Source organism: Streptomyces scopuliridis (assembly GCF_042790125.1).
Lineage (GTDB): Bacteria > Actinomycetota > Actinomycetes > Streptomycetales > Streptomycetaceae > Streptomyces > Streptomyces scopuliridis_A.
Window position 1 is genome coordinate 37,364 of sequence record NZ_JBHTZS010000017.1, and the last position, 24,343, is coordinate 61,706.

Annotated in this window: 22 protein-coding genes; 14 read left to right on the forward strand and 8 right to left on the reverse strand. The window is 69.7% G+C overall.

What is annotated here, in order from left to right; translation table 11 throughout:
- Positions 1-59: 59 nt before the first annotated feature.
- From ACFRKB_RS24585 to ACFRKB_RS24615, 7 genes are all read left to right on the forward strand, one after another.
- On the forward strand, positions 60-395 hold the full coding sequence (locus tag ACFRKB_RS24585) for a YbaB/EbfC family nucleoid-associated protein (protein WP_078490815.1): 336 nt from the start codon (positions 60-62) through the stop codon (positions 393-395).
- 67 nt (positions 396-462) lie between these two features.
- The gene (gene recR / locus ACFRKB_RS24590; protein WP_383108563.1) at positions 463-1,062 is read left to right on the forward strand and encodes a recombination mediator RecR; all 600 of its coding nucleotides are present in this window, start codon (positions 463-465) and stop codon (positions 1,060-1,062) included.
- Positions 1,055-1,723 (forward strand): DUF5063 domain-containing protein, encoded by a 669-nt coding sequence (locus ACFRKB_RS24595; RefSeq protein WP_383108564.1) that lies wholly within the window; start codon positions 1,055-1,057, stop codon positions 1,721-1,723. Before recR ends, ACFRKB_RS24595 begins: the two co-directional genes overlap by 8 nt.
- Positions 1,724-1,905: 182 nt before the next feature.
- The gene (locus tag ACFRKB_RS24600; protein ID WP_382521090.1) at positions 1,906-3,177 is read left to right on the forward strand and encodes an aspartate kinase; all 1,272 of its coding nucleotides are present in this window, start codon (positions 1,906-1,908) and stop codon (positions 3,175-3,177) included.
- A 34-nt stretch (positions 3,178-3,211) separates the two neighbouring features.
- Positions 3,212-4,270: an aspartate-semialdehyde dehydrogenase gene (locus ACFRKB_RS24605; RefSeq protein ID WP_383108565.1), complete on the forward strand. Its 1,059-nt coding sequence runs from the start codon at positions 3,212-3,214 to the stop codon at positions 4,268-4,270.
- 281 nt (positions 4,271-4,551) lie between these two features.
- On the forward strand, positions 4,552-5,214 hold the full coding sequence (locus tag ACFRKB_RS24610; protein WP_383108567.1) for a SigE family RNA polymerase sigma factor: 663 nt from the start codon (positions 4,552-4,554) through the stop codon (positions 5,212-5,214).
- Between the two features lie 284 nt (positions 5,215-5,498).
- Positions 5,499-6,533 carry a hypothetical protein gene (locus ACFRKB_RS24615; RefSeq protein ID WP_383108568.1) on the forward strand — a complete coding sequence of 345 codons (1,035 nt, stop codon included), beginning with the start codon at positions 5,499-5,501 and terminating at the stop codon, positions 6,531-6,533.
- A 243-nt stretch (positions 6,534-6,776) separates the two neighbouring features.
- Here ACFRKB_RS24615 and ACFRKB_RS24620 read toward each other — a convergent pair whose 3' ends face one another.
- Complete coding sequence (locus ACFRKB_RS24620) at positions 6,777-7,529, reverse strand: SURF1 family protein (RefSeq protein ID WP_383108569.1); 753 nt, start codon at positions 7,527-7,529, stop codon at positions 6,777-6,779.
- Between the two features lie 90 nt (positions 7,530-7,619).
- Positions 7,620-9,488 (reverse strand): S9 family peptidase, encoded by a 1,869-nt coding sequence (locus ACFRKB_RS24625; protein ID WP_383108571.1) that lies wholly within the window; start codon positions 9,486-9,488, stop codon positions 7,620-7,622.
- Positions 9,489-9,946: 458 nt separating this feature from the next.
- On the opposite strand from ACFRKB_RS24625, the gene ACFRKB_RS24630 reads away from it, so the two are divergent.
- A complete protein-coding gene (locus ACFRKB_RS24630; RefSeq protein ID WP_383108572.1) occupies positions 9,947-10,648 on the forward strand; it encodes a hemerythrin domain-containing protein in 702 nt (233 codons plus the stop codon).
- Between the two features lie 96 nt (positions 10,649-10,744).
- Here the strand turns inward: ACFRKB_RS24630 and ACFRKB_RS24635 are convergent, their stop codons facing one another.
- On the reverse strand, positions 10,745-12,013 hold the full coding sequence (locus ACFRKB_RS24635; protein ID WP_383108573.1) for an FAD-dependent monooxygenase: 1,269 nt from the start codon (positions 12,011-12,013) through the stop codon (positions 10,745-10,747).
- 243 nt (positions 12,014-12,256) lie between these two features.
- Here ACFRKB_RS24635 and ACFRKB_RS24640 point away from each other — a divergent pair, with 243 nt between their 5' ends.
- The 3 genes from ACFRKB_RS24640 (at position 12,257) to ACFRKB_RS24650 (ending at position 15,893) form a co-directional block, all read left to right on the forward strand.
- Positions 12,257-12,538 (forward strand): twin-arginine translocase TatA/TatE family subunit, encoded by a 282-nt coding sequence (locus ACFRKB_RS24640; RefSeq protein ID WP_383108574.1) that lies wholly within the window; start codon positions 12,257-12,259, stop codon positions 12,536-12,538.
- Positions 12,539-12,634: 96 nt separating this feature from the next.
- On the forward strand, positions 12,635-13,003 hold the full coding sequence (locus ACFRKB_RS24645) for an ArsR/SmtB family transcription factor (protein WP_383108575.1): 369 nt from the start codon (positions 12,635-12,637) through the stop codon (positions 13,001-13,003).
- A 67-nt stretch (positions 13,004-13,070) separates the two neighbouring features.
- Positions 13,071-15,893, forward strand: coding sequence for an HAD-IC family P-type ATPase (locus tag ACFRKB_RS24650; protein ID WP_383108576.1), 2,823 nt, complete (start codon positions 13,071-13,073; stop codon positions 15,891-15,893).
- Between the two features lie 62 nt (positions 15,894-15,955).
- Here ACFRKB_RS24650 and ACFRKB_RS24655 read toward each other — a convergent pair whose 3' ends face one another.
- Positions 15,956-17,437 (reverse strand): LCP family protein, encoded by a 1,482-nt coding sequence (locus ACFRKB_RS24655; RefSeq protein WP_383108577.1) that lies wholly within the window; start codon positions 17,435-17,437, stop codon positions 15,956-15,958.
- 83 nt (positions 17,438-17,520) lie between these two features.
- Between ACFRKB_RS24655 and tatA the strand changes: the two genes are divergently transcribed.
- Complete coding sequence (tatA, locus tag ACFRKB_RS24660; protein WP_383108579.1) at positions 17,521-17,841, forward strand: Sec-independent protein translocase subunit TatA; 321 nt, start codon at positions 17,521-17,523, stop codon at positions 17,839-17,841.
- Positions 17,842-17,855: 14 nt separating this feature from the next.
- Here the strand turns inward: tatA and ACFRKB_RS24665 are convergent, their stop codons facing one another.
- From ACFRKB_RS24665 to ACFRKB_RS24675, 3 genes are all read right to left on the reverse strand, one after another.
- Positions 17,856-18,098 carry a hypothetical protein gene (locus ACFRKB_RS24665; RefSeq protein ID WP_383108580.1) on the reverse strand — a complete coding sequence of 81 codons (243 nt, stop codon included), beginning with the start codon at positions 18,096-18,098 and terminating at the stop codon, positions 17,856-17,858.
- A gap of 60 nt (positions 18,099-18,158) precedes the next feature.
- Entirely contained in the window at positions 18,159-20,096 is a 1,938-nt protein-coding gene (htpG, locus tag ACFRKB_RS24670) for a molecular chaperone HtpG (protein ID WP_383108581.1), read from the reverse strand.
- 313 nt (positions 20,097-20,409) lie between these two features.
- Positions 20,410-21,396 carry an endonuclease/exonuclease/phosphatase family protein gene (locus ACFRKB_RS24675; protein WP_383108670.1) on the reverse strand — a complete coding sequence of 329 codons (987 nt, stop codon included), beginning with the start codon at positions 21,394-21,396 and terminating at the stop codon, positions 20,410-20,412.
- A gap of 355 nt (positions 21,397-21,751) precedes the next feature.
- Here ACFRKB_RS24675 and ACFRKB_RS24680 point away from each other — a divergent pair, with 355 nt between their 5' ends.
- Both ACFRKB_RS24680 and ACFRKB_RS24685 read left to right on the forward strand, forming a co-directional pair.
- Positions 21,752-22,447: a response regulator transcription factor gene (locus ACFRKB_RS24680; RefSeq protein ID WP_383108582.1), complete on the forward strand. Its 696-nt coding sequence runs from the start codon at positions 21,752-21,754 to the stop codon at positions 22,445-22,447.
- Positions 22,440-23,534, forward strand: coding sequence for a sensor histidine kinase (locus tag ACFRKB_RS24685; RefSeq protein WP_383108583.1), 1,095 nt, complete (start codon positions 22,440-22,442; stop codon positions 23,532-23,534). The genes ACFRKB_RS24680 and ACFRKB_RS24685 overlap by 8 nt, the downstream gene beginning before the upstream one ends.
- A gap of 329 nt (positions 23,535-23,863) precedes the next feature.
- Here ACFRKB_RS24685 and ACFRKB_RS24690 read toward each other — a convergent pair whose 3' ends face one another.
- Positions 23,864-24,256: a DUF2399 domain-containing protein gene (locus ACFRKB_RS24690; protein WP_383108585.1), complete on the reverse strand. Its 393-nt coding sequence runs from the start codon at positions 24,254-24,256 to the stop codon at positions 23,864-23,866.
- Positions 24,257-24,343 lie beyond the last annotated feature (87 nt).

Consider the following 24,343-nt stretch of genomic DNA (forward strand, 5'->3'; position numbering starts at 1 on the left):
TAGGCTCGCCTTACGGACAACTCGTCCAGTAACTCGTCGTCGAGATGCCAGGAGTGACCGTGATTCCCGGTGGTGGTCAGCCCAATATGCAAGAGCTGCTCCAGCAGGCCCAGAAGATGCAGCAGGACCTCGCGCGGGCACAGGAGGAGCTGGCGGACGCCGAGGTCGAGGGACAGGCGGGCGGTGGTCTCGTGAAGGCCACGGTCAACGGCTCCGGAGAGCTGCGCGCTCTGGTCATCGACCCGAAGGCCGTCGACCCCGAGGACACGGAGACCCTCGCGGATCTCGTCGTGGCGGCCGTGCACGCGGCGAACGACAACGCGCAGCAGCTCCAGCAGGAGAAGCTGGGCCCGCTGGCCCAGGGGCTCGGCGGGATGCCGGGCCTGCCCTTCTAGCCCGGCCTTCTCACCCGCGCGGGCAGCAACTAGCGTATGTACTCACCGTAGTAGGGAAGGCAGTCCGTTGTACGAAGGCGTGGTCCAGGAACTGATCGACGAGCTGGGCAGGCTGCCCGGCGTCGGTCCCAAGAGCGCGCAGCGGATCGCCTTCCATGTCCTCCAGGCCGAGCCCACCGATGTCCGCCGTCTCGCCCATGCCCTCCTTGAGGTCAAGGACAAGGTCCGGTTCTGCGCCGTGTGCGGCAATGTCGCGCAGGAGGAGCGCTGCGGGATCTGCCGTGACGCGCGCCGCGATGTGACGGTGATCTGTGTCGTGGAGGAGCCGAAGGACGTCGTCGCCATCGAGCGCACCCGCGAGTTCCGCGGCAAGTACCACGTGCTCGGCGGCGCGATCAGCCCCATCGACGGCGTGGGCCCCGATGACCTGCGGATCCGTGAGCTGCTGAGCCGTCTCGCCGACGGTACGGTCACCGAACTGATCCTGGCGACCGACCCCAATCTGGAGGGCGAGGCCACGGCCACGTACCTCGCCCGCATGATCAAGCCGATGGGCCTGAAGGTCACACGCCTGGCCAGCGGTCTGCCCGTGGGGGGCGACCTGGAATATGCCGACGAGGTCACGCTCGGGCGTGCCTTCGAGGGGAGACGACTTCTCGATGTCTGACGCAACGCTGCACGCCGTCAATCAGGATCCGGACGACTTCGCGGTCCAGATCGCCGACCAGATCGAGAGCTTCATCGTCGCCGTCACGGAGGTGGCGAAGGGCGATGAACCGGACAGTGCCGTGCCCTTCCTGCTGCTGGAGTTCTCCCAGCTCATGCTGGCCGGCGGCCGGCTGGGCGCCCACGAGGACATTCTTCCCGACGAGCGGTACGAGCCCGATCTCGGCCCCGAGCCGGACGTCGACGACCTGCGCGAACGCTTCGCCGTGATCCTTGAGCCGATCGACGTCTACTCCGAGGTCTTCGACCCGTACGAACCGCGCAAGGCGCCCGTGCCGTCCCGTATCTCCGACGACATCGCCGGTGTGGTGACGGACCTGCGCCACGGTCTGGCCCACTACCGCGCGGGCCGGACGACCGAGGCGCTGTGGTGGTGGCAGTTCTCGTACTTCTCCAACTGGGGTTCCACCGCCTCGGCCACGCTCCGTGCGCTCCAGTCGCTGGTCGCCCACGTACGCCTGGACCAGCCGCTCCCTGCCCTGGACGGTCTCGACACCGACCAGGGCCTGACCGAGGAGGCCGAGGACGTCCTGGCGGAGGAGGCCGGCAAGGTGATGGCGGAGGAGATCGCGACCCCGCTGGGCATGCGCACGCTCAGGTGACGTGGGCCACGTTCCCGCGTGTACCGCGCCATCGGGGGCATGCATCCTCACCGAGCGGCCGTAACCGTCTCAAGATGATCACGGAGTGGGCTGGACATCTCACGATGTGGTATAGCCGGGACGCCGGGCGGTCGCTCGTTAAACTGAGCCGACAGTGACTATGGACTGAGCGAGGAGCGCACGTGGGCCTTGTCGTGCAGAAGTACGGAGGCTCCTCCGTAGCCGATGCCGAGGGCATCAAGCGGGTCGCCAAGCGGATCGTCGATGCCAAGAAGAACGGCCACCAGGTGGTCGTCGTGGTGTCGGCGATGGGCGACACGACGGACGAGTTGATCGATCTCGCCGGGCAGGTATCCCCCATCCCCGCCGGGCGTGAGTTCGACATGCTGCTGACCGCCGGAGAGCGGATCTCCATGGCCCTGCTGGCGATGGCGATCAAAAACCTGGGCCACGAGGCCCAGTCGTTCACCGGCAGCCAGGCGGGCGTCATCACCGACTCGGTCCACAACAAAGCGCGCATCATCGATGTCACGCCGGGCCGGATCCGTACGGCGCTCGACGAGGGCAACATCGCCATCGTCGCCGGGTTCCAGGGGGTGTCCCAGGACAAGAAGGACATCACTACGCTGGGCCGTGGCGGCTCGGACACCACCGCTGTCGCGCTCGCGGCGGCGCTGGAGGCCGAGGTGTGCGAGATCTACACCGATGTGGACGGTGTCTTCACCGCGGACCCCCGGGTCGTGACGAAGGCCCGGAAGATCGACTGGATCTCCTTCGAGGACATGCTGGAGCTCGCCAGCTCCGGCTCCAAGGTGCTGCTGCACCGGTGCGTCGAGTACGCACGCCGTTACAACATCCCGATCCATGTCCGCTCCTCCTTCTCGGGACTTCAGGGCACATGGGTCAGCAACGAACCGCAAGGGGACCGCAAGGTGGAGCAGGCCATCATCTCCGGTGTCGCCCATGACACCTCAGAGGCGAAGATCACGGTCGTCGGTGTCCCCGACAAGCCCGGCGAGGCCGCGACGATCTTCCGCGCCATCGCCGACAACGAGATCAACATCGACATGGTGGTGCAGAACGTCTCCGCCGCGTCGACCGGTCTGACCGACATCTCCTTCACGCTGCCGAAGACCGAGGGCCGCAAGGCGATCGACGCGCTGGAGAAGACGAAGTCGACGATCGGCTTCGAGTCGCTGCGCTACGACGACCAGATCGCCAAGATCTCGCTCGTCGGCGCCGGCATGAAGACCAACCCGGGCGTCACCGCCGGATTCTTCGAGGCGCTCTCGGACGCGGGCGTGAACATCGAGCTGATCTCGACATCCGAGATCCGTATCTCGGTGGTCACCCGCGCGGACGAGGTCACCGAGGCGGTGCGCGCCGTGCACACCGCCTTCGGTCTCGACAGCGACTCCGACGAGGCCGTCGTCTACGGAGGCACCGGACGATGAACGCGCCCCGTGGCGCCGTACGGAGCGCCGCGCGATGAACGGCGGGCCGACGCTCGCGGTCGTGGGAGCGACCGGAGCCGTCGGCGCCGTGATGCTCCAGATCCTGTCGCAGCACGCCGACGTCTGGGGCGACATCAGGCTGATCGCCTCCTCGCGTACGGACGGCGGCAAGCTGTCCGTACGCGGAGAGGCGACCGAGGTCGTCGCGCTCTCCGAGGCGGCTCTCGACGGTGTCGACGTGGCGCTGTTCCTCGTACCGGACGAGGTGTCCACCCAGTGGGCACCGATCGCCGCGGCCAAGGGCGCCGTCGTCGTGGACAATTCGGCCGCGTTCCGGATGGACCCCGACGTCCCGCTGGTCGTGCCCGAGCTCAACCCCCATGCCGTACGGGCCCGTCCGCGCGGCATCGTCGCGAGCCCGGGGTGCGCGACGCTCTCGATGATCGTGGCGGTGGGCGCGCTGCACGCCGAGTTCGGGGTGCGGGAGCTGGTGGTCTCCTCGTACCAGGCGGTGAGCGCGGCGGGACAGGACGGCGTCAGCGCGCTGCGCGAACAGCTCTCCCTGGTCGCGGGTACGGAGCTGGGCACGCGCGCCGGCGATGTGCGCCGCGCGGTGGGCGATGCCACCGGCCCCTTCCCCGCACCGCTGGCGCTGAACGTCGTGCCGTGGTCCGGGTCGGCGGTGGAGGGCGGCTGGTCCTCGGAGGAGATGGCGATCCGCGAGGAGACCAGGAAGATCCTGGATCTGCCGACGCTGCGGGTGTCGGCGACCTGTGTCCGGGTCCCGGTGATCACCGGCCACTCCCTCGCCGTGCACGCGCGGTTCGAGCAGGAGATCACGGTCGGCCGGGCGCATGAGATCCTGGCGACCCAGCCGGGCGTGGTGCTGTTCGACAATCCCGGGGCGGGCGATTTCCCCACGCCCGCCGATGTGGTGGGGACGGATCCGACCTGGGTGGGGCGGGTACGGCGGTCGCTGGACGACCCCCGGGCGCTCGAACTGTTCATCTGCGGTGACAATCTTCGCAAAGGCGCCGCGCTGAACACGGCCCAGATCGCCGAGGCCGTCGCGGGCGAAATCGGGAAGCCGTAGATCAGTAAAACTTTGTAGAATCTGTGAACGTCCTGTGGGCAATTCTGTGCTCTATGCCTCTTGAACTGGGACGTTGTCGTGTTCGACGATGCCCATCCGTCTTTCCGCGAGAGCTCTGCAACCGCTGGACGGCTGGAAAGCGTCTCTGCGGTCGCCCCTTTGCGGTGTCGCAAAAAATGGGGCATAGGGGGAGAACAGTTACGCATGACGGTATTTGGTGCAGCGTCAAATCGGGTGGTGTGCGCGTACAACCCTGGCGGGGGGAAGCGTGTCCAACTGGCGTGGCAGAGGTTCTCGAATTCACAGCGATCGGCCCGGTGCGCGGCGCGGCAGCGCGTCCGCTCCGGCGGCCACGCACGCCCGGCGGCATGCCGGTGATCGCCCCCATGCCCGCCGCGCGGCCCGCACGCATCCCCTCCCAGCGCGACGGCGCTGACGAGGCGGCGGCCGCGGGCACCACCGTCGACCACCTGACCGAGACCTACCGCGCCCACTACCGGTCGCTGCTCGGTCTCGCCGCCCTGCTGCTGGACGACACGGCCTCCTGCGAGGACGTCGTCCAGGAGGCCTTCATCCGGGTGCACTCCGCGCGCAACCGCGTCCGTGAGCCGGAGAAGACCCTCGCGTATCTGCGGCAGACGGTCGTGAACCTCTCCCGCTCCGCGCTGCGCCGCCGCATACTCGGTCTCAAGCTGCTCTCGAAGCCGATGCCGGACATGGCGAGCGCGGAGGAGGGCGCGTACGACCTGCTGGAGCGGGACGCGCTGATCAAGGCCATGCGCGGGCTCCAGCGCCGGCAGCGCGAGGTGCTGTCGCTGCGCTACTTCGCGGACATGACCGAGGCGCAGGTCGCCGAGACGCTGGGGATTTCCCTGGGCTCGGTGAAGGCGTACGGCTCGCGCGGCATAGCGGCGCTGCGCGTCGCCATGGAGGCCACGGCATGAGTGGGCGCGAGGACCGGCGAGGAATCGGCCGCGGCGATGACGGCGGGGACGAACTGACCGGGCCGGACGCTCCGTTGAACGACCTGACTGGAAACGGAATTGTGAACAACGGGCCGGAGAATGAGCTGAGCGGCCTCGGTGACACGGGTGCCGACAGGTGGGAGAACACCGCCGATGACGACAGGGCCGGCGGTGACCGCGCTGACGGCGGTGACCGTGCTGACCGCGCTGGTGGTGACCGTGCCGACGGCGGTGACAGTGGTGACGGTGACGGCGGCGGGGTCGTGAGCAACGACCTGAACGGCGGCCTGGACGGGGACGAACTGGCGCTGCGGCGGATGCTGCACGGCGCCGTGGGCGACCTGCGGCCGTCCGACGGCGCCCTGGAGCATCTCCGCAAGGCCGTACCGACCCGGCGGGCCAGAAAGCGCCAGGCGGTCGTCGGTATGGCCGCGGCGGCGCTGCTGTTCGGGACGGCGGTCCCCGCCTTCGTGCATGTCGCCAACTCCACGGACACGGCGGACGACCGCGCCGTCAGCACCGGCCACAGCGAGCAGGCGCAGGGCGGCACCGACGCCGGCAAGGGCACCACGGACGGCAAGAAGGACACGGGCGGCCCCTCCGACAAGGTGTCCGCCGGCGAGGACGAGCCCGACAAGAAGGACAAGCCGGAGGGCGGGGCCGTGTCCGGTTCGCCGGAGGGCGGCAAGGGCGGCTCGGACGACCCCGGCGCCCCCTACGAGACCGCTTCCTCGCCCGCCTGCGACCCGAGCCAGCTCCTGGTCGTGGGCCAGTCGGGTGCCCCGGACGCCGGAGGCACGGTCTACGGAAGCTTCCGCGTCTCCAATGTCTCGGCCTCGGGCTGTTCGGTCACCGGCCGCGGCACGGTCAGCTTCCTGGCCACGGGCGCGGCCGACCAGAACAAGATCGCCGTCGCGCAGCACACCGCGGGCGACCCGGCGGCCGGACTGCCCGACCCCTCCCAGGAGGCGACGGCCCTGGTGCTGCCGCCGAACGGCGCGTACGAGGTGAAGTTCGCCTGGGTGCCCTCGGAGACCTGCCCGACGACCGGTGCCTCACCCGACCCCTCCCCGTCCGAGGACGGCTCGGCGGGCGCGACCGGCGACCCCGGTACGGGACCGGGCACCGGCGGGGACGACTCGAACACGGTGACCCAGCTGACCACCGACGGCGGCACGATGGACGGCTCGGTCGCGGTGTCCCACACGGCGGAACCGGGCGCCCCGAGCGGCCAGACCAGCATCCCGAACGCCTGCGCCGGCACCATCTACAAGACGGGCGTTCTCAACGCGTCGTAACCCGTCGTAGGCAGACGCGAGCGGTCGCAGGGACACGAGCCGTCGTGGGGACGTGAGCGGTCCTGGGGACACGGGCGGTCGTAGGGACACGGGCGGTCGTAGGGACACGGGCCGCCGTGGGGACACGGGTTGCCGTGGGGACGTGGGCTGTGCGACAGGGCAGGGGCCGGGCGGTCCGCGGGCCGGGAGGTCCGGCGCGGTCGCGTGGCCTCGCGCCCGGCCGGTGCTACGCGGAGGTCCGTGCTACGCGGCGGTCCCCAGCCCCAGCTTCCGGTCCCTGATCGCCTCCGCCTCGCGCCGGACCAGCCGGAACCACATGAAGACCACGAAGCCGGCGAAGACGAACCACTCACCGGTGTAACCGAGGTTCTGGAACGCCTTGAGGTCGAGCCCGGTGTTCTGCGGCGCGCCCGCCGGCACGGCCCGCAGCCCGTCCGACGCCTTGCTGACAGTGACCCAGGCGTCGTACACGTCGTACGGCACGACGTTGACCAGCGACGCCGCGCTGATCATGGCCAGCTGCCCCTGGGGCAGCCCGCCGCCCGCCCGCACCCCGTCGGAGCCGGTGGACTCGGACGCCTGGAGCGACCCGGTCACGGTGATCTCGCCGGTGGGCGGCGCGGGCACCTTCCCGCCGCTGGGCAGCCAGCCGCGCACCACGGGCAGCGCCTTGCCGCCGTCGGTACGGAGCATGGTCAGCACATACGAACCGTTCTCGCCGTCCAGCTCCCGGTCGGGCACCAGGAACTGATCTCCGTACCGCCCGCTCGCCGTGGCATGGCGGCCCGAGGTCGTCTGGTCGACCGGCAACAGGGTCTCCAGCGCGGCCGCGGGCCGCTCACCGGGATCGGGCGCCGCCTTCGCGGCCTCGTGCGAGGCGACGCGGTCCTCGAAGCGCCCCAGCTGCCAGGTCCCCATGAAAATGCACACGGGGATCGCCAGCAGAACGAAGACGTTGATCCCCAACCAGCGCGGAGTCACCAGGAAGCGGTACACCCCTCCACGGTACGGAACGCCGCCCGGACGCCCGGTCCCGGGTCCCCCGTAGCGGCCCCCCGTCCCGGCCTCGCCTCTTCTCGTCTCAGCTCACCGTGCGTCCACCCCCAGGTGCTTGACGGCGAACTCCAGCTCCAGCCGGACCTGCTTGATCCGCTCCTCCACGACGAGCGAGCCATGGCCCGCGTCGTACCGGTACACCTCGTGGACCGCGCCCCGGGCCGCCAGCCTGTCCACATAGTTCTCCACCTGGCGGATCGGGCAGCGCGGGTCGTTGACGCCCGCCGAGATATAGACCGGGGCCCTGACGGCGTCGACATAGGTCAGCGGTGACGAGGCCGCGAACCTCTCCGGCACCTCCTCCGGCGTACCGCCCAGCAGCGTGCGGTCCATCGCCTTGAGGGCTTCCATCTCGTCGTGGTACGCCGTCACATAGTCGGCGACCGGCACGGCCGCCAGCCCCACGGACCAGGCGTCGGGCTGGGTGCCGAGGCCGAGCAGGGTCAGATAGCCGCCCCAGGAGCCGCCCGCGAGCACCAGCTTCGCCGGATCCGCCAGGCCGGACTCCACCGCCCACTCCCGGACCGCCGCGATGTCCTCCAGCTCGATCAGCCCGACCCGGTGTTTGAGCGCGTCCGTCCACTCCCGTCCGTATCCGGTGGAGCCCCGGTAGTTGACCCGGACGACCGCGAAGCCGTGGTCGACCCACGCGGCCGGGCCCGCCGCGAACGCGTCGCTGTCGTGCCAGGTCGGGCCGCCGTGGATCTCGAAGACCGTCGGGAACGGGCCCTCGCCCTCCGGCCGCTGCACCAGCGCGTGGACCCGGCCGCCGGGGCCCTCCACCCACGCGTCCTCCACCGGCACCGAGGCGGGCGCCGCCGGCCCCGGCGGATCGAGCACCACCCCGCCCGCCGTGGACCGCACCTCCGGCGGGCGGGCCGCCGACGACCACAGGTACTCCACGCTTCCGTCGGGCCTGGCCGTCGCCCCCGAGACCGTCCCGGCCGGGGTCTCCACCTGGATCAGCGCGCTCTTGGCGAAGTCATAGCGCCACAGCTCGCTGCGGGCCTCGAAGCTGTGCGCGACCAGCAGCCCCGATCCGTCCGGATACCACTCCGCATTCACATCACCGGGCAGCTCGATGGCGAGATCGGTCTCCTCGCCGGTCAGCGGATTCCAGACGACCGGCTCCCAGCGCCCCCGCCGCTGATGACCGATGAGCAGCCGGCTGTCCCCTTCCACCGGCGCGAAGCCCAGCACCTCCAGGCCCAGCTCGCGCGTACCGCCCTCCGTGTCGTCCAGCTGGGCCACCACCGAGCCGTCCAGCCGCAGCACCCGCACCGCCGAGTGCATCGCGTCGCCGTGCTCGGTGTGCTCTATCGCCAGCAGCGAGCCGTCGTGCGACAGATCCCCGACTCCGGCCGACTCGCGGTGCCGGTAGATCTCCACGGGCTCCTCGCCGGGACGTACGACATGGAGCGTCGAGCCGTCCTCGTCGGTCGAGCGCCCCACCACGGCCGTGCCGTCCCGGCCGAGCGCGAGCCCGGCCGGATAGGAGGGGCCGAGACCCGGCACCGCCGGCTCGTCACCGGCCGCGTCCGCCCCGGCGGCGAACCGCTGGCGCATCCAGACCCCGAACTCGTCCCCGTCCGTGTCCGAGAACCACCAGATCCACTCGCCGTCGAGCGAGAGCACGCCGTCCGTCGTCCCGTTCGGCCGGTCCGTCGCCTGCCGCTGCTCACCGGTCGCGCGATCCCACGCGTACAGCTCGTACGTCCCTGTCGCATTGGAGACGAACAGCGCGCGCTCCGGCGCGTCCTCCGCCCAGTCGGGCAGCGACACCCGCGGCGCCCGGAAGCGCTTCTCCCACTCGGGCATGGAGGCCGCGGCCGAGCCCGCTGCCGGGACCGCAGGCGAGGCCGCTGTCGAATTCGGTGTCGAACCGGTGATCTCAGTCATGCCCCCTATTCTGCGCCCGGCCCCTGACATTCCGTCGGTGTCCCGCCCAGCCTGTGGATAACTCCTTGAACAGCACCTTCGTGGCCAAGGTCATCCCGGCCTTGAGAGCACCGAGGCGCGTGATGTGTGAGGCGATCTCTCGGGGGGCACAGGAGTAGTGAGAGAGGTGCCTTCGCCCCAGAGTGCTTCCGCCGCTTCGCGGTGGGCGAGCAGGGCGATGGCGGAGACGGCGTCCTCGGTGCCCCGTATCCGCCCACGGTCTCCTGAGCGCCGGAGTGCGCGGCCGCGCGGCGGACGGTTTCCCGCAGTATGTCGAGCCGGCCCCCGGCGCTGACGCACACCGTCTTGACCGCGGTCCCTGCCTGGCGGGCGATCTCGGCGACGGACACCTGCGCGAAACCCCGCTCCAGGCGGGCTTACCTCATATTTCCGAGGGACTGAGAATGACGGTTTCATCCATGCTTCGAGCCGAACGCTCGCGCATATACGACGAACTCCTCGCCGAGCACACGATCATGCGGCGGGGCGCTGCTCTCGACGCCGTCGCGTTCGCCAATCTCGCCGACGGGCAGCCCGTCGATGTCAGGACGCTGGTCAGCACCTCCCGTTGGCTGATCGAGTACATCAGGAGCCATCACGGGAGTGAGGAAGAAGAGCTCTGGCCGACACTGAACCAGCTGTTTCCCACTGCTGTCGCCGATCTCGACCGGATGGTCATCGAGCACCAGGCGCTCGACGCCGAGCTGCACACGCTTTCCAGGGTGGTCGACGCGATCGCCGCCCGGGAGATCACGGGCGGCCCCGCCGAGGTGCTGGTGGTCGTCAGTGAGGCGGCGATGTCCGGGCTGCCGTCGGCCCAGCGCGTCCGCGAGATTCTGACCAGGCACTTCGACGAGGAGGAGCCGGTCCTGCTCGACCTGTTCCCGCAGGTGTCCGACGCCGACCTCGGCCGCGTGCGGAACGGGATCTTCCGCGGCGACTTCCGGGCCGGCCCGCATCTGGTGCTCGGCCTGATGGAGGACCCGGACCGGATCCCCGGGTACGCGGCCGCGCTGAGCGCCTTCCCGGCGTCGGTGCGCTGGCTGCGCCCCGTAATGCTGGCGCGCTACCGCTCCACCAAGAAGGCGCTGGCGGTGACGACGTTCCCGGACAGGGTGTAGACGTTCCTGGACAGGGCGTAGACGAGTAAGCCCGGCTCTGCCGGTCCGGCCCGGCCCTGCCCTGGACGTCGTTCTGTACCTCCCGGACGGAGGTGGTCAGCCGCCGGAGGCGCGTGAACGGGCGTGCAGCGTCCTCGCGACCCTCGGGCCCAGCCAGCGCTTGAGCTTGCGCAGCGCCTCCAGCTGCTCGGCCGCCCTGTCGATCCGGTAGTACAGCTGGGGCGGGACGTGCGGCAGCAGCGGGGAGTGCCGCTGCCCGAGCAGCGCGAACATCTGCGGCGGGGCGAGCTGGATATAGCGCGGAAGGTTCTCGTACCACTGGGCGCTGTAGCGGGCCGCGCTCTGGACGGGGAGGAGGGCGGACCTCCGCTCCCGCTCGTACTGGACGAGGGCGCTCCGCAGTTCCGGGCGTACGTCGTGTCCGTCGGGTCCGCGCTGCCTGCCGGGTCCGCGCTGTACGCCGTGTCCGCGCAGCGCGCCGGCCAGCGCGATGGCGTCTTCCAGCGCGAGTGTGGTGCCCGCGCCGATGGAGTAGTGCGTGGTGTGGGCGGCGTCGCCGAGCAGGACGACATTGCCGTGATGCCAGGTCCGGTTGGTCAGGGTGCGGAAGTTCAGCCACTGCGCGCTGCCGTCGGCGTGCGCCCGGCCGATCAGCCGGTGCCCGTCCAGCGGTCCCGCGAAGAGCCGCTCCAGCAGGGCCAGGCCGTCCGCCTCGCTCGCTCTGTCGAGCCCGAGGCCCGACCAGGTCTCCGGGGAGCACTCGACGATGCAGGTGCTCCCGTCCTCGCTGAACCCGTAGGCGTAGCACCAGATCCAGCCGTGCTCGGTCTCCACGAAGGCGAAGGTGAAGGAGTCGAAGATCTTGGTCGTGCCGAGCCAGATGTATGTGTTGCGCCCGGCCCTGGTCTCCGTGCCGAAGTGACCGGCGAGCCGCTCGCGCAGTGCGCTGCCGACCCCGTCGCAGGCCACGACCAGGTCGGCTGCGGGCAGTTCGGCCGTGTCGGCGATCGGGTGCTCGAACTCGACGCGTACGCCGAGGGAACGGGCCCGCTCGGCGAGGATGTCGAGCAGCCGGCGGCGGCCGATACCGAAGCCCGTGTCGCCGTGGTGCACCGTCTTCCGGTCCCCGACGTGTGCGACCCCGTCGCTCCAGCGGACCGAACTCGCGCTGATGGCGACCGCGGATTCGGGGTCGTGGACATGGAGCTTGTCGATCAGGCTGCCCCAGTAGGTCACGCCCCAGCCGTAGGTGGATCCGGCCGCGTTCCGTTCGTAGACGGTGATGTCGTGGGACGGGTTCTGCCGTTTCATCAGGATCGAGAAGTACAGGCCGGCGGGTCCGCCGCCGACGCATGCGACCTTCACAGGTGCTCCCGGTTGTCCCTTTGTGACGCTAAGTGATCAATGGCGGACGAAGAGTAGCAGGGTGTGAGTGTCTTCCGGTGTGATCGAAGGGGTGACGCGGGGGGTCGGCATGGGTAGGTGCCGGTGGGTGTTGTCGGCTTCGCGGTGGCTCGGTCCGGGCTTGTTGTGCGCTTGCCTCGTACGGGATACTTCTACAGCACTGTAGAAGTCGATCCGATCCGTTACCGGGAGAGAGCAGACCTGATGTTCGGCTTGAGTGAACTGGCCCTGATCCTCATCGTTGTCGCGGTGGTCGTCGGGGTGAAGAGGCTCCCTGAGCTGACCCGCTCCGCCGGCAAGGCCGCCCGCATCCTCAAGAGCGAGACGAAGGCTCTCAAGGAGGACGGCAAGGACGAAGGCAAGGCGGGGGGCAAGGAGGAAGGCAGGACGTCCGATGCCGCCGCGCCGGGGGAGCGCCGCGTCGTCACCGGCATCATCGTCGAGCCGGACGTCCAGCCCGCGCGGGATCCCCGCGACAAGCCGTAGCTCTAGACTGAACCGCTGGTTCGGGCCTTCGGGCCCTCAGACATGAGGACATTCGGGTTGACGGGGTGACGGCCCGCGCGGGACGGGAGAGCGATCGTGACGGCAGGCGGGCCGGTGGGTGCCGGCGGTTTCCAGGATCCTCCTGCCGAAGTGCTGGCCGAGGCCGCCGCCGCGTTCGGGCTGCTGGCGTCGTCGGCTCGGCTGCACATCGTGTGGGTGCTGGCCCAGGGCGAGAGCGATGTGACCGGACTCGCCGAGCGCGTGGGCGGGGCGCTGCCGGCCGTCAGCCAGCATCTGACCAAGCTGAAGCTGGCCGGTCTCGTACGGTCGCGGCGTGAGGGCCGACGCCAGGTGTACTTCGTCGACGATCCGGATGTCGTGACCGTGGTCCGGCTGATGGTCGGCCAGCTGACCGACCGCGCGGCGCACGCTCCGGCACGGCGCGTCCGCGACATCACGGCCTGAGTCCGCGGTGCGCGACTCCGTGGTGTCCGGGCCGGGCGTGGCTGGGCCGGGCGTGGCTGGGGCGGGCGTGTTTACGGCGGCCGGGCACGGGTCCGGGGCGGGGGCCGGTGCGGACCCTGGTCCCACGGATCCGTGGGCGCCGGATGCGGGCGGCACCCCGCACGATCTGACCTCCCTCACCTCCCTCCAGGTGCTGCGGCTGCTGGACAGCGGGCCGCGCGGGCTGACGGACGCGCAGGCCGAGGAGCGGCTGCTCCGGTACGGCGAGAACGCGGTGCCGGAGTGGCGTACGGCGTCCTGGCCACGGCGATTCGTACGGAGCGTGCGGGATCCGTTCACCGCCGTGCTGCTCTGTCTCGGGGTGGTGTCGGCCACCGTCTCCGCCTGGGGCACCGCCCTGGTGATCCTCTCGCTGGTCGTGGTCAGCTGTCTGCTGCGCTCGTCCGGGGAGCACCGGGCGGACCGGTCCATGGCGGCGCTGCGCGAGCTGGTGGCCACGACGGCGACGGTGCTGCGGCGCGGGAGCGACGGGTGTGAGGGCCGGGACGTCCGTGACATCCGTGACGGGCGTGGTGTGCGTGACGGGGGCGGTGCGCGTGATGCGGGTGGCTCGCGTGACGGGGGCGGCTCGCGGCCGAGGGAGATTCCGGTCGACCAGCTCGTGCCGGGCGATGTGATCCGTCTCGGCCCCGGCGATCTGGTGCCCGCCGACGTACTGCTCCTGCGCGCGAGCGGGCTGACCGTACACCAGGCGGCGCTGACGGGGGAGTCGGCGCCGGTCGCCAAGTACGCCGTCGACGCGCCGGGCCTGCCCGGCCTGCCGGGCGTCGGGGGAGACCACCCGGCCGCGGAGGGCGGCGCCGGGTCCGGCGGCGCCCATACGCCCGCGGCCGACGAGGCGTTCGCGGGGGTGTTCGCCCAGCCGCGGCTGTGCTTCCAGGGCAGCAGCGTGGCCTCTGGCAGCGGCACCGCCGTCGTCGTCGCGACCGGGACACGTACGCGGTTCGGCGCCGCGCGCAGCCGTCCGGGGCGCCGTACGGCCAGCGCTTTCGACCGGCAGGTGCACGGGATCTCGTGGGTCCTCATCCGGTTCATGCTGCTCACCCCGCCGCTCGTCCTGATGGCCAACGCCGCCCTGCGCGGCTGGGGCCTGGAGACTCTGCCGTTCGCGGTCGCGGTCGCCGTCGGGCTCACTCCCGAGATGCTGCCGGTCATCGTCACCACGGCCCTGGCCCGTGGCGCCTCACGCCTCGCACGCCACCACGCGGTCATCGTCAAACGCCTGCCCGCGCTGCACGACCTGGGCGCCGTCGACGTCCTGTTCCTGGACAAGACGGGCACGCTCACCCAGGACCGGCCCGTGGTCGGCGGGGCGATGGACGCGTACGGTGCCCCCGACCCCGAGGTGCTGCGCTGGGCCGCCGTCAACGCCTGGTGGACCCTGCAACTGGCCGATCTGCCCGCCCCGGACGCCCTTGACGACGCGATCCTGGACGCGGCGGACGAGGCGGATCCGGCGCGGTACGAGGGCGTTGCGGCCCTCCCGTTCGATCCCGTACGCCGCCTCTCCACCGCGGTCGTACGACGGCCGGGCCGCCTCGGTACGCACACTCTCGTCGTCAAGGGGGCGGTGGAGGCCGTCCTCCAGCGGTGCGCGCTCGACGACGAGGAACGGAACCGGCTCTCCGCGCTGGCCGCGCGCGAGGCGGACCGCGGTCAGCGGCTGCTCGCGGTCGCCACGGCGGAACGGTCCGCCCGTCACCGCGACTACACCCCGGCCGACGAGCGCGGACTCGATTTCCTGGGCTTTGTCGCGCTGCACGACGCCCTCGCTCCGACCGCCGCCGAGGCGCTGAAGGTGCTGGCCGCGCGCGGCGTCTCGGTCAAGATCCTGACGGGCGACCACCCGGGCACGGCGGCCCGCGCCTGTCTGGACCTGGGCCTCGACACGACCGCCGGCGAGGTCGTCACCGCGGAACGGCTCGACGCCCTCACCGACGCGGAAATCGCCGAGGTCGCCCGGCGCACCACCGTCTTCGCGCGCTGCACCCCCGAGCACAAGGCCCGTATCGTCGCCGCCGTCCGCGCCGACGGTCACACCACCGGCTTCCTCGGCGACGGCGTCAACGACCTGCCCGCGCTGTACGCCGCCGACGTCGGGATATGCCCGCGCGACGCCGTCGATGTCGTCCGCGAGTCCACCGATGTCGTGCTCGCGCGGAAGGACCTCACCGCGATCGAGCACGCGATCGGCGCCGGGCGCCATTCGAGCGGCAATATCGCCACGTATCTGCGGATCACGCTCTCCTCCAACCTCGGCAACGTCATCGCGATGCTGGTCGCGGGGCTGCTGCTGCCGTTCCTGCCGATGCTTCCGGCCCAGGTCCTCGTACAGAACCTGTGCTTCGACGCCGCGCAGCTCGCCTTCGCGTACGACCGGCCGCGGCCCGAGGCGCTGCGCCGGCCGACGGAGCTGCGGTCCCGCGCGTTCTTCCGGTTCATCACGGGCTTCGGGCTGATCAACGCCCTCGCGGACCTGGCGACGTTCGCGGTGCTCGCGGCGGCCCTGCACACCCCGGTCGACGTGGGCAGCCAGGCGGACTTCCACTCCGGGTGGTTCACCGAGAACCTGCTCACCCAGGCGCTGGTGATGCTGCTGTTGCGTACGAGCGCACGCCCCGCGACCGGCCGGCGGGCCCCGAGCCCCGTCCGCTGGGCCGCCGCCGGGCTCGCCGTGACCGGGCTGCTGCTGCCGCTCTCGCCGCTCGGTCCGATCCTGGGCATGCCCGCGCTGCCGGGGCTCTACTACGTACTGCTCGCCGCCGTGCTCGGGCTGTACGCGGCGGGGCTGGTCTTCGCGCGGGGGCGTATCGGCGGCGCGCGGCTATAGCGGTGCTCAGCCGCGGACGCGGCTATAGCGGTGCTCAACCGTAAGAGCCGCTATAGCGGTGCTCAGCCGTAGGAGAGGTTCGCGCAGGGGTCGTCGTCGGCGGAGCGTGCGCCGTCGGCCACGGCCGACGGGAGGGGGCCGGGCTGCGCCGGTCCCGGTTCCGCCGAGCTGTACGACCTTCCGAGGATGACGTTGATCCCTCCAGCCGTCTCCGCGGCGGACGCCGATGTCAGCCGTGCGCCGGGGAAGATACGTTCGACGGTCCGCGCCTTCTCCTCCTGGCCGGGGCCGTACTCGATCACCGTGGTCGCGTGGTCCTGGGTGCTCGCGGTCGCCGTACCCGTGACGGTGAAGCCCTGGTCGGTGAGCGTACGGGCGGCACGGGCGGCGAGCCCCGTCACCGTCGTGCCGTTGTAGACGGCGACGTCGATGCCCGCGCCCGAGACGGGCCCGGCGGCGCTCGGCGTGGCGGAGGGTCCGGCGGCCGCCTGGCCCTTCTTGCCGCTGGCGTCCGCGCCGTCGAGCGTACGGTCGGCCCGTAGCGCCGCCCAGAGCGCGGACGCGTCAGGCTCGACGATCGCGACGCGCGACCCCTCGTAACGCCAGGGAATCGTCACGAACTTGGTGTTGTGCAGATCGATGTCCTTGAGCGACATCGCGAAGCCGAGCAGCTTGTCGGCGGAGCCCAGCCCCGGGTCGACCGTCATGGACTGGGTGGCCGCGTCCGCGAGCGGCAGGAGCTTGGCGGGCGTCAGCCCCTGCTCCTTGACCTTCTTCAGCAGGCTCGCGACAAAGGCCTGCTGCCGCTTGATCCGTCCGATGTCGGAGCCGTCGCCCATGCCGTGCCGGATCCGTACGTAATCCAGCGCCTTCTGCCCCGAGACGGTCTGGGTGCCCTTGGTGAAGAGGCGCTCGCCGCGGGTGGTGCGGTTGGGGTTGAGGTCCTTCTGGTAGATGTCCTGCGGGACACACACCTGTACGCCGCCGACGACATCGGTCAGCCGCGCGAAGCCCTTGAAGTCGACGACGACGGTGTGATCGACGCGCAGTCCGGTGAGCTTCTCGATGGTGTTCTGGGTGCAGGCGGGGTTGCCCTTGACCGTCTGCCCCACGGAGAACGCCGCGTTGAACATGGCGTTGCGCTGCGGCTCCGTCCAACCGCCGTCCGCCAGCCGGCAGGGCGGGATGTCCAGAAGGGTGTCGCGCGGTATGGACACGGCGACGGCGTGCCGGTGGTCGGCGTAGACATGCAGCAGGAACGCGGTGTCGGAACGGCCGACGTCGTCCTTGCTGCCGCCGCCCAGCTCGCTGTTTCCGCCGGTGCGCGCGTCCGAGCCGATGACCAGGACGTTCTGTCCCTTCGAGGTGCCCGTCGGCCGGTTGTCGGAGAGTCCGCCGGCGCTGAAGGTGTCGATGTTCCCGCTGAGCTTGAGATAGATCCAGCCGGCACCGGCCGCGGCGAGCACGACGAGGGACAGGGCTATCCCGAGGGCGAGCCGCAATCGGCTCCCCTCTCCACTCCTTCTGCGCCGGCCGCCTGCCATATGTGTGCCTTCCCATGGTTGTACAGTTGCGCAATGTAGCAACTTATAGGGCCATGGTTCGACGAGAGGAAGGCGGGGCGGAGATGTTGCGTAACGGGTTGGAGCCTTGGCACCTGCTGATCGTGGCGATCGTGATCATCGTGCTGTTCGGCTCGAAGAAGCTGCCGGACGCCGCGCGTGCCGTGGGCAAGTCCATGCGCATTCTCAAGAGCGAGACGAAGGCGATGAGGGAGGAGGGGGAGGGTGCCACGCACCCTGCCCCCTCCTCTCACACGTCCCCGGTTCAGGCGTCCCCGGCTCAGGCGGCCTCCGTCCAGGCGCCGTCCGTCCAGGCGGCCTCCGCTCAGGCTCCGGTGGCCGCCGCGCGTCCGGTCGCTCCGGAAGGCGCCGACGCGGCCCGTTGAGCGTGCGGCCCGGCTCAGGGGCTGGCTCTGTCGATCCCGTACCGCAGCGGCTCGCCCTGTACGCGCGGGTCCCGCCGGTACACGTAGACGGCCTCCGCCTGCGCGCCGCCCGCCGGTCCTTCCAGCTCGCAGGGGTATGTCACCTGCACTACGGCCGGCCGGTCGGTGACCCGCATCCGTATGCCGTCCGCGGGCCCGCCGTCGAGTACCGCGGTTTCCCAAACCGTCCTGCCCGGATCCCTGCCCTGATCATTCATGCGAACACTTTAATGGTTGCGCAAGTTTAGAACTATGGCGGGATCCGGACAGGGGCGTGCCTACAGGGTGCGCTCCAGGCGGTCCGCCATCAGCTTGATGAAGCGCGAGGGGTCACTGAGTTCGCCGCCGTCGGCCAGGAGGGCCATCCCGTAGAGGAGTTCGGCCGCCTCGGCCAGTCCCGCGTCGGCGTCCCGCTCGGTGTGGGCCGTCCGCAACCCGGTGACCAGCGGGTGTGTGGGGTTGAGTTCGAGGATGCGCTTGATGTGCGGCACCTCCTGGCCCATGGCGCGATACATGTTCTCCAGGGCGGGCGTCACATCGTGGGTGTCCCCGACGATGCAGGCGGGCGAGACGGTGAGCCGGGACGAGAGCCGTACCTCCTTCACGCTCTCGCTCAGCTCCTTCGTCATCCACGTCAGCAGGCCGGCGAACTCCTGCTGACGCTTTTCGCGTTCGGCCTCGACCTCCTTCTTCTCCTCCTCGGTGTCGAGATCGACTTCGCCCTTGGCGATCGACCGCAGCTGCTTGCCGTCGAATTCCGGTACGGACTGGACCCACACCTCGTCGACCGGGTCGGTCAGCAGCAGCACCTCGAAGCCCTTGGCCTGGAAAGCCTCCATGTGCGGCGAACTCTCGATGGCCGAGCGCGACTCACCCGTCATATAGAAGATGTGCTGCTGCCCCTCCTTCATACGGTCCACGTACTGCCGGAGAGTGGTCAGCCCCTCCTTGTCCTGGGTCGACGCGAACGAGGAGACACCGAGGATCGCGTCGCGGTTCTCGAAGTCGCTGAGAAGCCCTTCCTTCAGGACCCGGCCGAATTCCTTCCAGAACGTCGCGTAGCGCTCCGGATTTCCGGACATCATGTCCTTCAGCGTCGACAGCACCTTCTTCACGAGGCGACGGTGCATCAACTGGATCTGACGGTCCTGCTGGAGGATTTCCCGCGACACATTCAGCGAGAGGTCCTGTGCGTCGACAACACCCTTGATGAAGCGGAGGTATTCGGGCATGAGCGCTTCGCAGTCATCCATGATGAACACGCGCTTCACATAGAGCTGAACTCCGCGCTTGTGCCCCTGCATGAACAGGTCCTGGGGCGGGTGTGACGGGATGAAGAGCAGCGCCTGGTACTCGAACGTGCCCTCCGCCTGCATACGGATGGTTTCGAGCGGGTCGTTCCAGTCGTGACTGATGTGCTTGTACAGCTCGCTGTACTCGTCATCGGTCACCTCGTCCTTGGACCGGGCCCACAGGGCCTTCATCGAGTTGACCGTCTCGACCTCGCGGGGAGTTTCACCGTCCCCGTCGCCGCCCTCGCCCGTGGATTCCGCGGATTCGGCGGACTCCTTGGCCATCTTGATGGGCCAGGTGATGAAGTCCGAGTACCGCTTGACGATTTCCCGGATCTTCCAGGCGGACGTGTAGTCGAAGAGCTGATCCTCGATGTCCTCGGGCTTGAGCCGCAGCGTCACCGACGTACCCTGCGGCGCGTCATCGACCGTCTCGACGGTATACGTCCCCTCACCACTGGATTCCCAGCGCGTGCCCCGGCTCTCTCCCGCTCGCCTGGTCAGCAGCGTGACCTCATCGGCCACCATGAAGCTGGAGTAGAAGCCCACACCGAACTGCCCGATGAGTTCCTCGGAGGCGGCCGCGTCCTTGGCCTCCTTCAACTCCTTCAGGAACTTCGCGGTGCCGGAATTCGCGATCGTCCCGATGAGCTGCACCACTTCATCGTGCGACATCCCGATGCCGTTGTCGCGTACGGTGAGCGTGCGCTGCTCCTTGTCGACCTCGATGCCGATGTGGAGATCCGATACGTCTTCGCCCAGCTCGTCGTTGCGGAGGGATTCCAGCCGCAACTTGTCCAACGCGTCGGAGGCGTTGGAGATGAGCTCGCGCAGAAATACGTCCTTGTTCGAGTAGATCGAATGGATCATCATCTGCAGGAGTTGACGCGCTTCTACCTGGAACTCGAATGTCTCGATAGGCATGTTGCCCGGATTCCTTCCCCGATTACTCGTCAGCGCCAATGCAGTGGGCCGCCCCACATGGTATCCAGCCGCCGCGCCGAGGGCGGGGTGAACCTCGTACGGCCTTGCCTTCGGCGATCTCGTCCAGCGGCGAGTCCGGGCGGATGTCGCGCGGGGACGCGCCGTGATCGGCGACAGCGGATCCTGCGATCCGACGCAGCGGATCCCGCGATTGGCGACAGCGGATCCCGCGATCAGCGGCAGCGGATCCTGCGAGCAGCGGCAGCGGATCCTGCGCGAGGCGCGGGCCGGATCCGGAGGCTTCGCGCGATGTTCACCAGCTGATTCCGGCCGCCACCGGCCGGTGATCGCTGCCGGTGGCCGGCAGCAGCCACGAGCTCTCCGGCTCCACGCCCCGGACCAGGATCTGGTCGATCCGCGCCACCGGGAACTTCGCCGGCCAGCTGAAGCCGAAGCCGTCCCCGGCCGCGTCCTGGGCCGACCGCAGGTGCGAGGTGATGCCGGCGAACGCGCGGTCGTCCATGGTGCCGTTCAGGTCACCGAGCAGCACCACCCGCTCGCTGTGCTCGGCGGCGATGGCCTGGGCGAGTGCCTGCGCGCCGCGGTCCCGGCTGTCCGTCCAGAAGCCGTTCCTGGGAAACACCCGCACGGACCCCAGGTGGGCCACATACACCGCCAGCGGCCCCTGGTCCGTGGCCACCGTGGTGCGCAGCGCCCGGTTGTAGGCCATCTTCACGTCGGCCGGCTTGGTGTCCGCCAGCGATCCGTAGTCCATCTCGATGTCGACCGGCCGGGTGTCCGACAGCGGCAGCTTGCTCCACAGCCCGACCGTGCCCTGCACGGTGTGGTGCGGATACGCCTCCGCCAGCTCCTTCTCGTACAGCGGCTTCGCCTGCGGGGTGATCTCCTCCAGGGCCAGTACGTCCGCGCCGGAGGCGGCCAGGTCGCGAGCGGTGCCGGCCGGGTCGGGGTTGTCGGCGCCGACGTTGTGGCTGACCACGGTGAGATCGCCGCCCGAGTGGGACTTGTCGATGAGCAGCCCGCCGAAGAGGCTCAGCCACACCACGACCGGTAGCAGCAGCGCGACCACCGCGGAGGCCGAGCGGCGCCACAGCGCCCAGGCCAGCAGCACCGGGATGAACAGGCCGAACCACGGCAGGCAGGTCTCCACCAGGCTGCCGAGGCCGCCGATCCGGTTCGGTATCTCCGCGTGCAGCAGCATGAGCAGGCCGAGCAGCAGCGCCGACGCCGCGAGCACCGGGCCGCGCTTCCAGGGCCCCGGCCGGGAGCCGAGGCGGATCGCCCGGCGGACGCCCGCGCGCCAGGTACCGGAGCCGGTGTCCCGGCGGCCGGCGCCCTCCTGTCCGGTCTGTTCCGCCGCGTCGACCCGCACGATCGTCTGTCCTCGCTCACTACCGGTCACTGCTGAGTCCTCGGGTCCTGGGTGGGGTCGGCATACGTACGCGGGCAACGACGATCGATCGCTCCGGAGCGCGGCTCGTAGTGCGTACAGGACGCCGGTGAATCCGGCGGGTCGTTGTTCGCGCTGAAGGCGGGGCGTGGTTCATGCCGCCAATCAAGGCGGTGAGCTGTTGCCGGCACGTATGAGATTTTCGATACGCCGACGATATGCACGGGCTCGTAGCATCGAGAGCATGCGCGTGTTGATCGTCGAGGACGAACCGTTTCTGGCAGAAGCCATCCGCGACGGCCTGCGCCTGGAAGCGATCGCGTCCGACATCGCGGGTGACGGCGACACCGCTCTGGAACTGCTGAGCGTCAACGCCTACGACATCGCCGTCCTCGACCGCGACATCCCCGGACCGTCCGGTGACGAGATCGCCCAACGCATCGTCGCCTCCGGCAACGGCATGCAGATCCTCATGCTCACCGCGGCCGACCGTCTCGACGACAAGGCATCCGGCTTCGAACTCGGCGCCGACGACTACCTCACGAAACCCTTCGAACTCCAGGAACTCGCGCTCAGGCTCAGAGCACTCGACCGCAGGCGCGCCCACAACAGACCGCCCGTGCGGGAGATCGCGGGTCTGCGGCTCGACCCGTTCCGCCGCGAGCTCTACCGGGACGGCCGCTATGTCGCGCTGACCAGGAAGCAGTTCGCCGTGCTCGAAGTCCTCGTCGCCGCCGAAGGCGGTGTCGTCAGCGCCGAAGAACTCCTGGAACGCGCGTGGGACGCGAACGCCGACCCGTTCACCAACGCCGTGCGCATCACCGTCTCGGCACTGCGCAAACGGCTCGGCGAACCCTGGATCATCGCCACCGTGCCAGGTGTCGGCTACCGCATCGACACGGCACCTGGCACCGGACATGCCGAAGGCGAGCGTGGATAGGGCGCCGGGGCTGAGCGTTCGCCTCAGACTCACCCTGAGCTACGCCGCGTTCCTCATGGTCGCGGGCGCCTTGCTGCTCGCCACCGTGTGGGTGTTCCTCTTGCGCGACGTGCGGGTCGTTTCGAGCCGCCCCGGTGAATTCGTGCCTGTCCGCTCCATCATTCTGGGCGCCTACGCCCCGGCGACCGCGGCAGTGCTGGTGTTCCTGCTGGTATTCGGTCTCCTGGGAGGATGGACGCTCGCCGGCCGCATGCTCGCCCCGCTGACCCGGATCACGGACGCGACCCGCACGGCCATGAACGGATCACTCTCCCACCGGATCCAGCTGCCGGGCCGCGAAGACGAGTTCCGTGAACTCGCCGACGCCTTCGACCTGATGCTCGCACGGCTCGAAGCACACGTCGCGGAACAGCAGAGATTCGCGGCCAACGCCTCTCACGAGTTGCGCACCCCGCTGGCGATCTCGAAGGCACTGCTCGACGTGGCCCGCGCCGACCCGAACCACGACACCGGCGAACTCGTCGACCGCCTCCACGCCGTCAACACCCGGGCCATCGACCTCACCGAGGCACTGCTCCTGCTCAGCCGCGCCAACCAGCGGTCCTTCACCCGAGGACATGTCGACCTGTCCCTCATCGCGGAAGAAGCCACCGAAACACTCCTCCCCCTCGCGGAAAAGCACGGCGTCACCCTTGAGACCAGCGGCGACATCGCCCCCACGATCGGATCGCAGGCGCTCCTGCTGCAACTGACCACGAACCTCATGCACAACGCGATCGTCCACAACCTGCCCGAACAGGGCACCGTGTGGGTCCATACCGGCGTCCGCCCCAAGACGGTGGTGCTCACTGTCGAGAACACCGGCGAGAAGCTCACCCCGGAACTGACCTCGACACTCACCGAACCATTCCGGCGCGGCACAGAACGGATACACGCCGACCACCCGGGCGTCGGCCTCGGCCTGGCGATCGTCAAGACCATCACCCGGGCACACGACGGAACGCTCACCCTCACCCCGCGCCCTGCCGGCGGGCTCCGTATCACTGTGGAACTACCCGCGACAGCCCCGCACAGCCGCCACCCATGAGGCTGAGCCCACCGCCCGCTGCACAGACCCCTGCCTCCAGGAGGACAACGCCGGGGCCCGCTGACCCAGTGAGACACGCAGTACGGCAGAGGGCCCGGTGTAACTTACACACCAGGCCCTCTGAACTGCTATTTAGCTGTCGGGGTGGGGGGATTTGAACCCACGACCTCTTCGTCCCGAATGAGGTTCGGACATGATCGCCACCGGTCGATTTGCTGTTTTGCCTGGTCAGGGTGTTGGGGTGGGGCAGTGCCGGTTGGCGCCGAGGGGGCTTGGGGAGCGGGTCGGCTCCCAGACGGCTCCCAGAGCCCAGCTTGGCGCCGACGTCCCTATGTCTGACGTGACAGGTCGTCCACCAGAAGGTCGAGAGTGGCCTCCTCATGGAGCGCGACGCCGATGGCGGTCATGGCGGGGGCGAGATCCGGGTCCCAGTCCGCGCTGATTGGTTGGTTGTTGAGCGCCAGTTGACGTATGCCCTCAGTCTGGCTGCGAGCAGCCAGACGCTCGTAATCCGCGGTGCTCATGCAACACGGCCGGGCTTCGTAACGACGGACGACCCGGTTGGCCAGAGCGATCCCGGGCCCGTCGAAGTCGCCGTGGTACGCGAAGCGGCAGCCCGTGGTGGCGGGGGCATCGAGAAGCGTGAAGACCACCGCGGCCGCGCTGCCGGACGTGCACACGAGGGGCTGGATGCGGGCCACGTCCGCCGCGGCTGTCGACATCCGACCAATCCAGCTCTCCTCGGTCCCGTCCTCATGGCCCGCCGCCGTCTGAGGTGACGGTTCCCATCCGGGATCACGAACAGGAAT